This window comes from Pseudomonas cavernicola, assembly GCF_003596405.1.
GTDB lineage: Bacteria > Pseudomonadota > Gammaproteobacteria > Pseudomonadales > Pseudomonadaceae > Aquipseudomonas > Aquipseudomonas cavernicola.
This window is the reverse complement of record NZ_QYUR01000002.1, coordinates 292,380-308,153: the sequence shown is the minus strand read 5'-3', so window position 1 is coordinate 308,153 and position 15,774 is coordinate 292,380. Positions and strand designations below refer to the sequence as shown.

Below are 15,774 nucleotides of genomic sequence, written 5' to 3'. Positions count from 1 at the left end.
GGCCTTTTTAAGGCCGATGGCGGGTTCTCGCTGGATTCCCTTGCGGTTGCTCGCTTGATGCGGGGGCGGTGTGTAGTGAGCAAGCCGAAAGCAGCGGTTCTGACAGAACAGCGCAACCCGTCCGGACTGGCTCATGCAGCGCCGGATGCGGCCGCGTCGATTGGGAATTTCGCCGACCGGTAGGCTGCTTCCCGGCTGCGGGCGGATACGTCATCAACTCTTGGGTTTCATCACTTGGACAGGTGCGCCGCCGCCTCCGCCGCGCCTACCTGTGCGAACAGCCCGGTCAGCCAGTCGACGAACACCCGCACGCGCGGCGACATGTGCCGGTTGTGCGGATAGAGCACCGAAACCGGCATCGGCGGCGGCGGAAACTGGGGCAACACCTCCCGCAGCAAACCTTCCGCCAACTGGCTCGCCACGCGGTAGCGCGGCACCTGGATAAGGCCGATGCCAGCGAGGGCGGAGGCTGCGTAGATTTCGGCGCCGAACACCGAAACCGCTCCGTCGATCTGCACCTCCTGCAACGCGCCGTCGACGAGGAATTCGAACGGAAAATGCTTGCCGGTCGTCCTCGACACGTAATTGACCGCGCGGTGTCTGGCCAGGTCGTCCAGGCTTTTCGGCTCGCCATGTTTGCGCAGATAGGCCGGGCTGGCACAGGTGAGCTGATCCAGCGTGGCGACGCGGCGGCCGATCAGCGACGAGTCGCTCAGGGTGCCGGCACGCAGTACGCAATCCACGCCTTCCTGAATCAGGTCGACGAAGCGGTCGGCCTCACTCATGGATAACTGGATCTCGGGGTAGCGGGCGAGGAATTCCGGCAGGGCAGGCACCACGAAGTGCTTTGCCAGCGTGCCGTGCAGGTCCACGCGCAGACGCCCCTTGGGCGCCACGCTGCGGAACGCATGCTCGGCTTCTTCCAGCTCAGCCAACAGGTGCACGCAACGTCCGTAGTAGGCCTCGCCGTCGAGCGTCGGTTTTACCCGTCGTGTGCTGCGTTCGAGCAGGCGGGTGCCGAGCCGCGCCTCAAGCTGGTTCATGCTGTGAGTCAGGGTAGCGCGAGGCATGTTCAGATCCTCGGCGGCCAGAGTGAAGCTGCTCCGCTCATAGATGCGAACGAAGACTCTCATGGCTTTGACCTGGTCCATGCCGCCTCACGATTGTTGATATTTATTGAATAGTCATGGTGAATATCCAGCATTTATCCGCATTGGTAAACATGTGAGTCTGCAACCTCCAACTCATCAGGAGGTTCGTCATGTCCACCACCACTCAGAAAGTAGCCATCGTTACCGGCGCCTCGCGCGGGATCGGCGCTGAAGTCGCCAAGCGTCTCGCCGCCGAGGGTTTCGCCGTCGTCATCAACTTCGCCAGCAGCGCCAACGAGGCCGACGCCCTGGTCGCCCAGCTGCGCCAGGGGGGCAGCCAGGCCATCGCGGTCAAGGCCGACGTCGCCAATGCTGAGGATGTGCGTCGTCTGTTCGACGAGGCCGAACAGCATTTGGGTAAGGTAGACGTGCTGGTCAACAACGCCGGCATCCTCAAGACCGTGCCACTGGCCGAGACCAGCGACGAGCTGTTCGAGCAAACCTTCGGCATCAATACCCGCGGCACCTTCAACACCCTGCGCGAAGCGGGAGCACGCCTCAACGACGGCGGCCGCATCGTCAATTTCTCCAGCACCACGCTGGCGCTGAACCTGCCTGGCTATGCCGTCTACAACGCGACTAAAGCGGCTGTCGAGGCATTCACCCATGTGTTCGCCAAGGAGCTGCGCGGTCGCAACATCACCGTCAATGCCGTTGCCCCTGGGCCGATCGCCACCGACCTGTTTCTCCACGGCAAAAGCGAAGAGCAGATCCAGCAGTTCGCCAAGATGCCGCCCCTCCAGCGCCTGGGCCAACCCGAGGACATCGCCGGCGTCGTCGTCTTCCTGGTCGGTCGCGATGGCGGCTGGGTCAACGGCCAGATCCTGCGCGCCAACGGCGGCCTCGCCTGAGCCGTCTCTACCGGTGACTAACCCGGATAAGCCTGCGTGCAATGCCGCAAGCGTCGGGCAAATGAGGGAAGAATCATGCACACCGCAATCGCAACCGGCGTGGGCCTGCTGTTTCTCGGCTGCGTGATCGAGCTGGGTCGAGCATTCGGTTTCGCCAGGCCGACGACTGTCCAGATGTCCGTCGGCCTCTGGCTGGTCGCTAGCCTGGTGCACGGCGCCCTGGGGCTGGCGGCCGGACAAACCCTGCTCACCGAGGTGGTCGTCTGGCTGGTGGTGTTCGGTGTTCCGGTGGCCGCCCTGTTTTCGATCAGTGGACTCGAATGACTGCTTTTGGCCCAGGCTGTGTAAACACGCCCAGAGAGGTCAACCCATACCCGACATATTGCTGGGCCAATGGCTGCAGCAGCGGGTCAGTGCCTTGCAGTTCAAGCGAGTGTTGTTTATTGGCGTGGGCCTGCTGGCCGGCCATTTGCTGATTAACGGCTAGCAGAAGATGGGCTGATCATCTGGATCAAGCGGATATCGAAGTCTCGCGTCAGATAGTCCATGCGGTTCTCATGGAAACGCTGCATGTGCGGCAGCGCAGAGTGGATATCCCCGCCTGAAGCCAAGCTGGAGCCACCGGGTTTCTCGCACCACGCGACGCATGGCTGATGAGATTCGCCAGCTTCAGTATCTATTTCCGAGTATCCGCTACTGGCCGCTCTACGCCTGTCGCGACCGGCTCGGTTTTCCATCGCCCGCGTACTCACATCGAAGCCATAAAAAAGGTTCTTCACGGAATTCCGGGATGGTGGTTAACACCGGATCGGCAAGAGGGTTGCAAGAGCCTTGCTGCTTGTTGGCCTTGAAGCGGTGCCCGGGCCTTTTACCGCGCTGGCTGATGCTTCTGGTTGCGCCCCCTCGGGCGCCTCACTTTTCTTTGTTTGCGCAAAGAAAAGTAAGCAAAAGAAAGCGCACCCCGACATCCGGGTCTGCGCTGCGCTTCGACTCCCCTCGCTTCGGCACTGCTCCGGGGGCACGCCACGAAGGGACGTCCCTGTCCCTTCGTGCCTCGCTCGGCGTCCTGCCTCGCATCCCCCTGCGCAGTACCTCCACTCGGCCTCCTGACGGGGCCCCGGGGTGTCGCCTGCAAGTTTTTTAAACTATCCGGTGCCAACAGCTGCCTGGTGGATCTGAGACAAAAAGTGGAGCGGGGACAGAGCCCCTTCAGGAGGCCGAGCGGAATCGTTGCGGAGGGGGTTGAGCGGCAGGGATGCCGCGAAAGCGACGATTGGCCATGGATTGCCCTTCGTCGCGGGACCCCGGAGCGACGATGGAGAGAGGGAACCCGCCGCAAGCGGGCCGGATGCCGGGGCTAGACCTTTTGGTTTCTTTTGGGGCAATGCCAAAAGAAACTCGCCCAGCAGGGCGAAACCGTTCTATCAGCCTGCACGGCAAACGGGTAATGGCTCAGAACCATCAGCCAACACCCTCTTGCCTATTCGGCGTTAACCTTTCATGTCCCCGGCAATCCGTGAGCCATAAAAAAGCCCCGCATTCCAGATTGTGTGAAAACCTAGCGTTCTGATTGGTAGTTGAAGAAAATGCCCGCATCGAAAGATACGGGCATTTTTCGTTATGGCGTACATCCAAGGAGAGGCGCGAGACCAGACCAGTCTGTTTCCGGTTTCGCTGGAAGAGTTGATTCCCGACGACCATCTGGTCCGTGTGATCGATGCCTACGTGGCTCGACTGGACCTCAAGCTACTCGGGTTTGCCAAAGCCACTCCCAAGAGTACGGGGCGTCCTGCCTACGATCCGGCGGACCTGCTCAAGCTGTACCTGTATGGCTATTTCCACCGCATCCGCTCCTCCCGACGCCTCGAAGCTGAATGCCTGCGCAACGTCGAAGTCATGTGGTTGCTCAATCGGCTCAAGCCGGACTTCAAGACCATCGCCGATTACCGCAAGGACAACGGACAAGCGTTCAGCGCGACCTGTCGGGCCTTCGTGCAGTTTTGCCGTCAAGCCGGGCTGATCGCCGGAGAGTTGGTGGCCATCGATGGCAGCAAATTCAAGGCCGTGGCCTCAGCGCGTCGGCATGTGGATCTGAAGAAGCTCAAGCGTCAGCAAGAGAAGCTGGATAAGCGTATCGCCCAGTACCTGGCGGAGCTGGATGAGGCGGACAAGTCCGAAGCCAATGAGGCCGTTGACCGTAGTGCGGTAAAAACGGCGCTGGAGCGACTGCAAGCCAAACAGGCCGACAACCTGACTTGCCAAGCACTGATGCAGGCCCTGGAGCTTGAGCAATTCATCACCACCGAGAGCGATGCCCGGATGATGCGTACCCCTCGGGGTGGGCGCGTCGCTTACAACGTGCAAACAGCTGTGGACGCCGAGCATTGCCTGATCCTGCATCACGAGGTCACACAGGACGGCAACGATACCCAGCAGCTCGAGCCGATGGCTAAAGCCGCCCAGTCCGAGTTGCAGCAGGACGTGCTGACGGTCACTGCCGATGCCGGTTACTCCAACGGCGAGCAGTTCCAGGCATGCGAAGATGCCGGCATTACCGCCTATGTGCCGCCCAACCGGGCAGTTAACAACCGGGGTGGTGATACGCAGCTGTTCGAGCGAAGTGATTTCACTTACGACGCAGAGAGCGACCAGTACCGCTGTCCGGCAGGCAAGTTGCTGACGCTCAAGCAACTGAATCGCGGGGAGCGTATCTACCACGCGGCGATCAGCGACTGCAGCGCTTGCCCGCTCAAGGCACAGTGCACCAACGCCCAGCGTCGCTACCTGAGACGCCATGCCCACGAGGCGGCCTTTGAGCGAATGGAGCAGCGGCTGCAGGCGCAGCCCGAGATGATGGCGAGTAGGCGATCCATCGTCGAGCATCCATTTGGCAACCTCAAACAATGGCTATTTGGTAATGGTCGCTTCCTGCTTCGCCAATTGAAGGGAGCACGAACCGAAATGGCCTTAGCGGTACAGGCCTATAACCTCAAAAGAGCGATCAACGTGCTCGGCGCACGCCACCTCATCGGATTGATGGGCTGATACAGCCTTTTTCTCCCCTGGGTCCGCACACAGCAAAACGCCCCGAACCAGTCGGGGCGTTTGCTTGGTCAACCATTAGTACGTTTTCGCACAGCCTGATTCGCGGGGCAATTTTTATGATTCGATCACTCAGGAAGTCACACTGTTCAGCTCGCCACTGGTTTCCATTTTCGGTGCCAGGTTGAGCGCTTTGTAGAGGACGGTCAGCAGCACCAGGAAGGCTGGGCCGATGTACAGGGCGATGCGGGTTTCTTCGAAGAAGGCCATCAGCACCACCACCAGCACCAGGAAGGCCAGCGTCAGGTAGGAGCTGAGCGGGAACAGCCACATCTTGAATTGCAGCTTGTCGCGCTCGGCCGGGGTCAGGCCGCTGCGGAACTTGAGCTGCGCCAGGAGGATCATCGCCCAGGTCCAGATCGCACCGAAGGTGGCGATGGAGGTGACCCAGACGAAGACTTTTTCTGGCACCAGGTAGTTCAGCAATACGCCGAGCAGCAGGGCGAAGATCGACAGCAGCAGAGCGTTGCGCGGCACGCCGTTGCTCGAGGTCTTGCTGAAGGTTTTCGGCGCCTGGCCATTCTGGGCGAGGCTGTAGAGCATGCGCCCGGTGCTGAAAATGCCGCCGTTGCAGGAACTCAGCGCTGCTGTAATGACCACGAAGTTGATGATGCCGGCGGCGGTCTTGATGCCGAGGCGTTCGAAGGTCATGACGAAGGGGCTGCCCTGGGTGCCGATCTCGTTCCACGGGTAGATCGCCATGATCACGAACAGTGCGCCGACGTAGAACAGCAGGATGCGCCAGAACACCGAGTTGATGGCGTTGGGGATGGTTTTGTGCGGGTTGCGCGCTTCGCCGGCGGTGAGGCCGATCATTTCCACGCCGAGGTAGGCGAACATGACCATCTGCAGCGACATCAGTACGCCCTGGATGCCGTTGGGCATGAAGCCGCCGTTGCTCCACAGGTTGCCGATGCCGGTGGCGATGCCGTCGTTACCGAAGCCGAAGAAGATCATCCCGGCGCCGGCCAGGACCATGGCGATGATGGTGACGATCTTGATCAGGGCGAACCAGAACTCGAACTCGCCGAAGGCGCGTACGGTGATCAGGTTGATGGTGCCCATACTCGCCAGGGCCGCCAGGGACCAGATCCAGCGCGGCACATCGGGGAACCAGATCTGCATGTAGATGGCCACGGCGGTGATTTCCGCCACGCAGGTCACCAGCCACAGGAACCAGTAGTTCCAGCCGGTGAGAAAGCCCGCCAAGGGCCCGAGGTAGTCTTGCGCGTAGCGGCTGAAGGAGCCGGCCACCGGGTTGTGCACGGCCATCTCGCCGAGGGCGCGCATGATCACCAGAATCGCCAGGCCGCCGATGATGTAGGACAGCATGATGGCCGGGCCGGCCATCTGGATGGCTTTGGCTGAGCCGAGGAACAGGCCGACACCGATGCAGGCGCCGAGGGCCATCAGGCGGATATGTCGCTCGCCCAACCCTCGCTGCAGTTCATGTTCGTTGGTAGACATCGTTAACCTTTTATTTTTGTAAAGGGCTGATACCAACCGGGGGATAACCCAGTAGGCGTTCTCAATGTTTTTTGGGTCTGTGGTACAGAGGTAAGAGCAGATGTTGCTCAGGCGGCACAGCGGGACAGGTCGAGCGTTGGTGGCCGCTCCTGAACGAGCGGCTGTTGTATAGATGGCCAGGCGGAGCGGCAACTCGGCTATCGGCATTCGAGGTTAAAACAGGTAAATGCTTTGTCGAAAGCGCTATTCGCGTGAAAAATAACTGCAATCGTTGCGGGTGGCGGGTTTAGTACTTCTAGTACGGCTGTTCTGAGTTGGCTATCAGAGCCCATCTACCCGAAACGATAGGGATTTCAATGCGGACCTTCAGCGCGCAAATGGTCATAAGTTTTGCAGGCAAACTTATCTAGCTGCGGATGGGCGTTCGCGTGGCCAATTGCCCCCGGTTTTCGTAGATGTCTTCGAGTGTCAGCTTGGGTCGAAAGCCGACCGTCACGGCGTCGGCGCCCCGCAGCAGAAATATTCCGCTCATCCTACCCACGATCGGCGGTCCTTGAGGCTGCAGCCCTAGGCTCGCATAGTGGGCCTCATGACCCTTACCCCTGCTTTGTCGTCATCCAGCGTTGCGGCGCTGGATGGTTTTCATCCCGCTGTGGCCGCCTGGTTCCGCACCACCTTTGCGCGGCCTACGGCAGCGCAGGCGGGTGCCTGGCCGGCGATTCGCGCCGGCCGGTCCACCCTGGTGGCCGCGCCCACCGGGTCGGGTAAGACGCTGACGGCCTTCCTCGCCGCCATCGATGAGCTGGTGCGCGAAGGGCTGGCGCAGGGCGGCTGCCTGCCGGACAGCTGCACCGTGGTCTACGTGTCGCCGCTGAAGGCGTTGTCCAACGATATCCGCATCAACCTAGAGGAGCCGCTGGCCGGCATCCGCGCCGAATTGCAGCGCCAGGGGCTAGCCGATGTAAAGATCCGCACGGCGGTGCGTACCGGCGATACCACGCAGAGCGAGCGCGGGGCGATGCGCAAGCGCCCGCCGCATATCCTGGTGACCACCCCGGAATCCCTCTATGTGCTATTGGGCTCCGAGTCCGGCCGGGCGATGCTGGCCGGCTGCCGCAGCCTGATCGTCGACGAGATTCATGCCATCGCCGGGAGTAAGCGCGGCAGTCATCTGATGCTCAGCGTGGAGCGCCTGGAGGCGCTGTGTCGGTGGCCGTTGCAGCGCATCGGCCTGTCCGCCACGCAGAAGCCCATCGAGGCGGTGGCGCGTTTCCTGCTCGGCAGCCAAGGGCCGTTGCCGGTGGAGGAGGGGGTGGGGGGCGAGGCTCTTGCGAGTGCCGCCCCTCTCCCTGACCCACTCCCTCGAGGGGGTGGGGGAGTGGTTGCCGAGACTGAATGCGTGATTGTGGATGTCGGCTACAGCCGCGCCCGTGATCTGGCCATCGAGGTGCCGCCGCTGCCGCTGGAAGCGGTGATGAGCAACGAGGCCTGGGAGAAGGTCTACGACCGCCTGGCTGAACTGGTGGCGCAGCACCGCACGACCCTGGTGTTCACCAATACCCGGAGGCTGGCCGAACGCGCCTGCCGTCACCTCTCCGAGCGGCTAGGCAATACCGCGGTCGCCGCCCATCACGGCAGCATGGCCAGGGAGCTGCGCCTGGACGCCGAACAGCGCCTCAAGCGCGGCGAGCTGCGGGTGTTGGTGGCCACCGCGTCGCTGGAGTTGGGCATCGATATCGGAGAGGTGGAGCTGGTCTGCCAGCTCGGCTCGCCGCGCAGTATCGCCGCCTTCCTGCAGCGGGTCGGGCGCTCCGGCCACAGCGTCGGCGGTACGCCAAAGGGCCGGCTGTTCCCGCAGTCGCGGGACGACTTGATCGAGTGTGCGGCGCTGCTCGACTGCGTGCGCCGCGACGAGCTGGATGCCCTGGTCATCCCCTGGGCGCCGCTGGACGTGTTGGCCCAGCAGATAGTCGCCGAGGTGGCCTGTCGCGAGTGGAGCGAGGACGGCCTCTACCAACTGCTGACCCGCGCCGCGCCCTATGTCGGGTTGCCGCGCGCCACCTTCGAGGCCCTGCTGAAGATGCTCGCCGAGGGCTACAGCGGCCGCCGCGGAGTGCGCGGCGCCTACCTCCATCGCGACGCGGTGAATCAGCGTCTGCGCGGCCGTCGTGCTGCCCGTCTGACCGCCATAACCTCCGGCGGCACTATTCCCGATACCGGCGACTACAGCGTGCTGTTGGAGCCGCAAGGCCTGCAGGTCGGCACCCTCAACGAGGACTTCGCCATCGAGAGCATGGCCGGCGATGTGTTCCAGCTGGGCAACCAGTCTTACCGCATCCTGCGGGTAGAGCCGGGTCGCGTGCGGGTCGAGGACGCTCAGGGCATGCCGCCGAGCATTCCCTTCTGGTTGGGCGAGGCGCCGGGGCGCAGCGACGAGCTATCGGCCGGGGTGTCGCGGCTACGCGAGCAGGTGGAGTGGCTGCTGACAGGCGATGAACCCTGTAGGAGCGAATTCATTCGCGATGCAGGCGACGCCGATGCCGTCCCGATCGCGAATGAATTCGCTCCTACAGAAAGGGCCGTCACCGGGCTGATGCAGACCATCGGCCTGAGCGAGCCGGTAGCGCGGCAGATCGTCGAATACCTGGCGCGGGCGCGTGCTGCCCTGAGCGCGTTGCCGACCCAGCAGCGGCTGGTGATGGAGCGCTTCTTCGACGAATCCGGCGGCATGCAGCTGATCATCCATTCGCCCTTCGGCAGTCGGCTCAACCGTGCCTGGGGCTTAGCACTGCGCAAGCGCTTCTGCCGCAGCTTCAACTTCGAACTGCAGGCTGCCGCCACCGAGGACGCACTGATCCTTTCGCTGTCCACCAGCCACAGCTTCCCGCTGGATGAGGTGTGGCGCTATCTGCACTCCAGCAGCGCCGAGCGGGTGCTGGTCCAGGCCGTGCTGGATGCGCCGCTGTTCGGCGTGCGCTGGCGCTGGAGCGCCACCATCGCCCTGGCCCTGCCGCGCTTCGCCGGCGGTCGCAAGGTGGCGCCGCAGCTGCAGCGTATGCGCAGCGAGGACCTGCTGGCGACGGTCTTCCCGGACCAGGTGGCGTGCCAGGAGAACATCGTCGGCGAGCGCGAGATTCCCGATCATCCGCTGGTGGCGCAGACCCTCGACGACTGCCTGCACGAGGCCATGGACTGCGAGGCCTGGCTGGCCCTGCTGCGGCGCATGGAGGCGGGCGAGGTGGAGCTGGTCGCCCGCGACCTGCCGGCGCCCTCGGCGCTGGCGGCGGAGATCCTCAGTGCCCGCCCTTACGCCTTCCTCGACGATGCGCCGCTGGAAGAGCGCCGCACCCAGGCGGTGCAACGCCGACGCTGGTCCGACCCGGAGTCGGCCGACGATCTCGGTGCGCTGGATACCGAGGCCATCGACGCGGTGCGCCAGGAAGCCTGGCCCGAGGTGCGCGATGCCGACGAGATGCACGAGGCCCTGATGACCCTGGCCTGCATCACCGTGGCCGAGGCCCGGGCCAATGCCGGCTGGCCGGACTGGCTGGCGCAGCTGGCCCAGGCCAGGCGCGCCGCCTGTCTACAGTTGGATGGTCGGCCGGCCCTCTGGTTGCCAGCCGAGCGCCTGTGCCAGTTGCAGGCGCTTTATCCCCAGGGCGAGGCGAAGCCGGCGATCCAGGCGCCGGTTGGATTCGATCAGCCCTGGGAGGCGGAAGCGGCGCTGCTGGAGGTGCTGCGTGCGCGCCTGAGTGGCTTCGGCCCCGTGCCGCTGGCGCGAATCGCCACCGACCTGTGCCTGGCGCCGGCTGCGCTGACCTACGCCTTGGTCGGCCTGGAGCACGAGGGTTATGTGCTGCGCGGGCGCTTTACCCCCGGTTGTGGAGAGGAGGAGTGGTGCGAGCGGCATCTGCTGGCACGCATCCACCGCTACACGGTGAAGCGCCTGCGCCGCGAGATCGAGCCGGTAGAGCGCGCCGATTTCATGCGTTTTCTCTTCGACTGGCAGCGCGTCGCGCCAGCCAGCCGGGTGCACGGCGCCGAGGCCCTGGCCGGGGTGCTCGGCCAGTTGGAGGGCTTCCAGGCGGCGGCCGGCGCCTGGGAGAGCGAGATACTGCCGAGCCGGGTGGTCGACTACGGTATCAACTGGCTGGACGACCTGTGCCGCTCTGGCCGCGTGGTCTGGTGCCGCCTGGCCGGGCGTAGCCGCGCCGCCGGCGGGCCTCTGCGCAGCACGCCGATCGTCCTGTTGCCGCGCAAGAGCCTGGGTCTGTGGCGCGCCTGTCTGGCGGATGCGCCGGCGCCCGAGCTGTCCGCCCGTGCCGAGCGCGTGCGTCAGGTGCTGGCCAGCCAGGGTGCGCTGTTCTTCGATGAACTGATGGACGAGGTACACCTCCTGCGCAGTGAGCTGGAAGACTGTCTGGGCGAACTGGTGGCCCTCGGCCTGGCCAACGCCGACAGTTTCGGTGGCCTGCGTTCGTTGTTGCTGCCGGCAGCCCGGCGCAGCCGCCACGACCGCCGCGCGCGCCTGGCCTTGGCCAACATGCAGGATGCCGGGCGCTGGGCCCTGCTGCGCACGCGCGGCGAGGAACAGGTGTCGCGGGGCAGGGTGGCGGTGGAGGCGCTGGAGCATGTCGCGCGCACCCTACTGCGCCGCTATGGCGTGGTCTGCTGGCACCTGCTGGAGCGCGAGGCCGACTGGCTGCCGCCCTGGCGCGAATTGTTGCGGGTTTATCACCGCCTGGAGGCGCGCGGAGAAATCCGCGGCGGGCGCTTCGTCGCCGGGGTCTCCGGCGAGCAGTTTGCCCTGCCGGAAGCAGTCGGCCTGCTACGCGAAGTGCGCAAGCGCCCGGCGGACGGCAACCTGGTCAGCCTGTCCGCCTGTGACCCGCTGAACTTGCTGGGGACCCTGTTGAATGGCAGCAAGGTGCCGGCGCTGGCGGGCAACCGCCTGCTCTATCGCGACGGCGTGCCGGTGGCGACCTTGGTCGCCGGTAAGACCACGCTGCTGGTGGCGGCTGATCCCTTCACGGTTCCCGAGTGGCAGGCCGCGCTGATCCGTCAGCTGGGCGCGTCTGCGTCCATCGGCCACGGGCAACGCCGGGCCTGGTTGCGGCCCTGAGCGGGGTGACAGCCCCCTGTGCTGGGTAATTCGGGCGATTCACCCCCGTTGCCGTACCTCGCCGCTTGTCTATTCTTCAAATCCGCCGCAGCGGGTTGTCGATTTCTGGCTCCGCCAAACGACTATGGATAGTTACAGCCGTTCAACCACGCAGAGGAGACCGCCATGAAGTACTTATGCCTTATCTATATCGAAGAGAAGAAGCTGGGCGCCATGACCACCGACGATTACAACGCCGTGGTTGACGAATGCCTGACCTACGAGGAAAGGCTCCAGAAGAGCGGGCACTTTATTGCCGCGCAAGCCCTCCAGCCTATCGAGACCGCCACCACGCTACGGCTGCAGAACGGCAAGCTGTCCATCACCGACGGTCCCTTCGCCGAGACGAAGGAGCAACTGGCAGGCTTCTACCTCATCGACGCCAAGGATCTGAATGAAGCCATCCAGGTGGCCGCGAAGATCCCACCGGGGCGTCTGGGTTGCGTCGAGGTACGCCCGATCAAGGAGTTGACCCAGTCGTAGCCGCTCAGAGCGGATACGCGAGAGGACGAGCCTATGTGTCCCGCATGCCTCGCATCCATGGTGCTGGCGGTCGCCGGCGCGACATCGGCGGGTGGAGTCACCGCGCTGATCGCAAACAAGCTCCTTGCGAAGACTCATGCGAAGGAGCCCAAGCCAAAGGAGAAAACATCATGACAACGAACACTATCGAACAGCCGAGAGTCGTGTCGCGAGAGGAGTGGATTGCCGCGCGCAAGCAACATCTGATTCGCGAGAAAGCCTTCACCCGGCAGCGCGACCAACTGAGCGCCGAGCGGCGCGCGCTGCCCTGGGTCAAGGTCGACAAGCCCTATCGGTTCGACGGGCCGGACGGCCAGCAGACGCTCGCCGAGCTCTTCGACGGGCGCAGCCAACTGGTCATTTACCACTTCATGTTCGGTCCCGGCTGGGAGGAAGGTTGCCCTGGCTGCTCTTTCCTGGCCGATCACATTGATGGCGCCAACCTGCACCTCGCCCATCACGACGTATCGCTGGTGGTGGTCTCGCACGCGCCCTGGCGCGAGTTCCAGTCCTTCAAGAAGCGCATGGGCTGGCGCTTCAAGTGGGTGTCGTCGTATGCCAGCGACTTCAATTACGACTACCAGGTGTCGGCCACCCCGAACCAAATCGCCGAGGGCAAGGTCATCTACAACTACGAGGCGAGTAAAGACCCAGGTGAGGAAATGCCCGGCCTCAGCACGTTTTACATGACCGCGGCCGGCTACATCTTCCACACCTACTCCGCCTATGCGCGCGGGCTGGACATGTTGGTCGGCGCGTACAACTACCTCGATCTCATGCCGAAGGGCCGTGACGAGACCGAGATCATGGATTGGGTGCGCCACCATGATCGCTACGACGAGGCGACGACCGGCAACCCATCCGCCGAGACTCCGGCTGCCTGTTGCGGTCCGGAAGCCTCTGTGTCGCGAGCATGACGTGCGCGGCGAAAACCGAGTCAACCTACTCGATAAAGAAGGAGAAAGAGCATGAACATCGATACCGCCAAAGCAACGGCCGAGGCTGAAATCCGCACCTTGCTGGACAACTGGCTGAAAGCCGTCCGTGCCCGGGATATTGAGGGCATCGTGTCCCACTACGCAGCGGATATTCTTGCCTTCGATGCCATCGCCCAGCTGCAATTCAAGGGCCTGGACGCTTATAAAAAACACTGGGAAGCCTGCTTTGCCATGTGCCCGGCAGGTCCAGGCGGGATGATCTTCGAAGCCCACGACTTCAAGATCGCCGCCGGTAGCGACGTGGCCTTCGGCCATGGACTCACCCGCTGCGGTGGGGTAGGAGAAAACGGCGAAGTAGAAGCGCATTGGATGCGCGTGACCGTCGGTTACCGCAAGACGAACGGCAAGTGGCAGGTCGTGCATGAGCATTTCTCGGCACCTTTCGATATGCAGACTATGAAGGTGCTCGACCTCCAGCCGTAGCGCAGGGGTCTAGTGGCCTGTACGGCTAGTTGGTTAACTCAAGTTCGGATGTCTGGAGTCCTGCGACAAGGCGCCGTGACGAGTCATAGCAGGGCTATGGTGAGGAGCGGCAACGCAGTATCGGGGCTTCAGGCGCCGAAATTGACTAATGGAACTAGCCACACAGGCCACTAGGGAGGCTGTAGATGATCGAGGATGCGGCTGGACAATTGCGCGAGAGAGTGGACGCCGTCTACCGCTCCGACTCGCGTCGCGTCCTCGCCACCCTGATCCGCCTGCTCGGTGACTTCGAACTCGCCGAGGAGGCACTGCACGACGCCTTTATCGCGGCCGTGGAACAATGGCCGCGCGACGGTGTGCCCGGCAATCCGCGGGCGTGGCTGGTGTCGGCCGGCCGCTTCAAGGCCATCGACAGCTTGCGCCGTCGCGCCCGGTTCGATGCCTCGCTGGCGGCGCGCGCCAACCAGTTGGACGCCGACAGCGACGATGCCGCAGTAGGGGAGGACAAAGATGTGGAGGACGACCGCCTGCGGCTGATCTTCACCTGCTGTCACCCAGCCCTGCCGCCGGACGCCCAGGTACCGCTGACGCTGCGCGAGGTGTGCGACCTCAAGACCGAGGAGATCGCGCGAGCCTTCCTTGCTGCGCCATCGACGATTGCCCAGCGCATCGTGCGCGCCAAGAGCAAGATCCGCGACGCGCGCATTCCCTATCAGGTGCCGACACTGGCCGAGCTGCCGGATCGGCTGGAGAGCGTGCTGCGGGTGATCTACCTGGTGTTCAACGAGGGTTATTCGGCCTCATCCGGAGAGTCGCTGACCCGCGCCGATCTCTCGGGCGAGGCGATCCGCTTGGGACGGCTGCTCCTCGAACTACTGCCGGAGCCCGAGGTGATGGGGCTTCTCGCCCTGATGCTGCTGCACGACTCGCGGCGCGCGGCGCGTACCTCGCCGACGGGGGAGCTGATCCTGCTGGACGACCAGAACCGTTCGCTGTGGGACCAGGCTCAGATAGCGGAGGGCTCGGCGCTGGTAGAGCGGGCTTTGTCGTCGCGGCGGTTCGGCCCCTACACGCTGCAAGCGGCGATTGTCGCGGTACATGCTGAAGCGCCCGATGCCGCCGCGACGGACTGGGCGCAGATCGTCGGTCTATACAACGTGCTGATGCGAGCGGCTCCCTCGCCGGTAGTGGAGCTGAACCGCGCCGCAGCGGTCGCCATGCGCGACGGCCCCCAGGCAGGGCTGGATCTGGTCGAGACCATCCTGGCGCGCGGGGATTTGCTGGATTACCACCTGGCACACTCGGCGCGGGCGGAACTGTGTCGGCGCCTGGGCAGGACCGCACAAGCCCGCGCCTCCTACGAAACGGCACTCAGCCTCACACAGCAGGAGCCGGAACGGCGGTTTATCGAGCGACGGCTTCGCGAACTGCGGGACTGAGCCTGAAGCCGTTAGGCTGCTAGGTGGTCCGTTCCGCAAGCAGATCGAAGCAGTCCGCCAAGGCCGCTGAGATCATCACTCATGGGTGACTAGCGCAACGGTAAGGGTTGTCCGCCCCGGACTTCTTCTTCCGCTAGACAGCGGATGTAACGGGCGAAATCCGGATCTTCGCCACGGAGCAATTCCGGTAGACGTTCGCGGAAGTCCTCACGCCGGCTCCACTCGCGCATGTAGTCCTCCCATGAATGCCAGCGGCGGCGTTTCTTTTCGTCCATTTCGGCTTCAAAGACCAACAGATAGGCGCGTTCGAATAGGGAGATAAGCATGTCGAAGACGACCCACATGCGTTCCCGCTGTTCGTCAGTCAAATCTGGTGTAGCGGGCTGGCTGCGCAGCTTCAGGTCTGGGTTGGCCAACACCACCTCCAAGAAGGCGATGTAGGCGTCGGAAATCTGTTGCCATATGGCCTCCTCTTCATTCTCACGCTCCTTGCGTTGCTCGTAGAGGAACACGCCAATGGCGAATGGCAAGGCCACCACCGTGATGATGTAGGAAAGGAGCTCCCAAGTTCCGAGCGTCATATCAACCCCATTGCGTAAGGTAACCGAACAAAGGCAGCACCATTTTTTCCGATACCGCTAATAAGCAAACCTGGTTGAG

11 protein-coding genes and 1 pseudogene are annotated in these 15,774 nt (G+C 63.5%); 9 read left to right on the top strand and 3 right to left on the bottom strand.

What is annotated here, in order from left to right; genetic code table 11:
* Positions 1–230 precede the first annotated feature (230 nt).
* On the bottom strand, positions 231–1,151 hold the full coding sequence (locus D3879_RS01690; RefSeq protein ID WP_119952408.1) for a LysR family transcriptional regulator: 921 nt from the start codon (positions 1,149–1,151) through the stop codon (positions 231–233).
* Between the two features lie 110 nt (positions 1,152–1,261).
* Between D3879_RS01690 and D3879_RS01685 the strand changes: the two genes are divergently transcribed.
* The 4 genes and pseudogenes from D3879_RS01685 to D3879_RS01670 all read left to right on the top strand — a co-directional run bounded on the left by D3879_RS01685 (position 1,262) and on the right by D3879_RS01670 (position 5,047).
* Positions 1,262–2,002, top strand: coding sequence for an SDR family oxidoreductase (locus D3879_RS01685; protein WP_119952407.1), 741 nt, complete (start codon positions 1,262–1,264; stop codon positions 2,000–2,002).
* Positions 2,003–2,077: 75 nt separating this feature from the next.
* Entirely contained in the window at positions 2,078–2,326 is a 249-nt protein-coding gene (locus D3879_RS01680; RefSeq protein WP_119952406.1) for a hypothetical protein, read from the top strand.
* 55 nt (positions 2,327–2,381) lie between these two features.
* Positions 2,382–2,489: pseudogene (locus tag D3879_RS26780) on the top strand (sulfite exporter TauE/SafE family protein); the annotation flags it as partial.
* A 1,133-nt stretch (positions 2,490–3,622) separates the two neighbouring features.
* Positions 3,623–5,047 carry an IS1182 family transposase gene (locus D3879_RS01670; protein ID WP_119952405.1) on the top strand — a complete coding sequence of 475 codons (1,425 nt, stop codon included), beginning with the start codon at positions 3,623–3,625 and terminating at the stop codon, positions 5,045–5,047.
* A 129-nt stretch (positions 5,048–5,176) separates the two neighbouring features.
* On the opposite strand, the gene D3879_RS01665 is transcribed toward D3879_RS01670, so the two are convergent.
* Positions 5,177–6,571 (bottom strand): amino acid permease, encoded by a 1,395-nt coding sequence (locus D3879_RS01665; protein WP_119952404.1) that lies wholly within the window; start codon positions 6,569–6,571, stop codon positions 5,177–5,179.
* Positions 6,572–7,160: 589 nt separating this feature from the next.
* Here D3879_RS01665 and D3879_RS01660 point away from each other — a divergent pair.
* From D3879_RS01660 to D3879_RS01640, 5 genes are all read left to right on the top strand, one after another.
* A complete protein-coding gene (locus D3879_RS01660; protein WP_119952403.1) occupies positions 7,161–11,693 on the top strand; it encodes a DEAD/DEAH box helicase in 4,533 nt (1,510 codons plus the stop codon).
* A gap of 165 nt (positions 11,694–11,858) precedes the next feature.
* Positions 11,859–12,215, top strand: coding sequence for a YciI family protein (locus D3879_RS01655; protein ID WP_119952402.1), 357 nt, complete (start codon positions 11,859–11,861; stop codon positions 12,213–12,215).
* Between the two features lie 170 nt (positions 12,216–12,385).
* A complete protein-coding gene (locus D3879_RS01650; RefSeq protein ID WP_119952401.1) occupies positions 12,386–13,171 on the top strand; it encodes a DUF899 domain-containing protein in 786 nt (261 codons plus the stop codon).
* A gap of 51 nt (positions 13,172–13,222) precedes the next feature.
* Positions 13,223–13,675 (top strand): YybH family protein, encoded by a 453-nt coding sequence (locus tag D3879_RS01645; RefSeq protein ID WP_119952400.1) that lies wholly within the window; start codon positions 13,223–13,225, stop codon positions 13,673–13,675.
* A 209-nt stretch (positions 13,676–13,884) separates the two neighbouring features.
* Positions 13,885–15,114, top strand: a complete 1,230-nt coding sequence (locus tag D3879_RS01640; RefSeq protein WP_177412410.1) for an RNA polymerase sigma factor — start codon at positions 13,885–13,887, stop codon at positions 15,112–15,114.
* 89 nt (positions 15,115–15,203) lie between these two features.
* Here the strand turns inward: D3879_RS01640 and D3879_RS01635 are convergent, their stop codons facing one another.
* Positions 15,204–15,695 (bottom strand): hypothetical protein, encoded by a 492-nt coding sequence (locus D3879_RS01635; protein ID WP_119952398.1) that lies wholly within the window; start codon positions 15,693–15,695, stop codon positions 15,204–15,206.
* Positions 15,696–15,774: the final 79 nt, after the last annotated feature.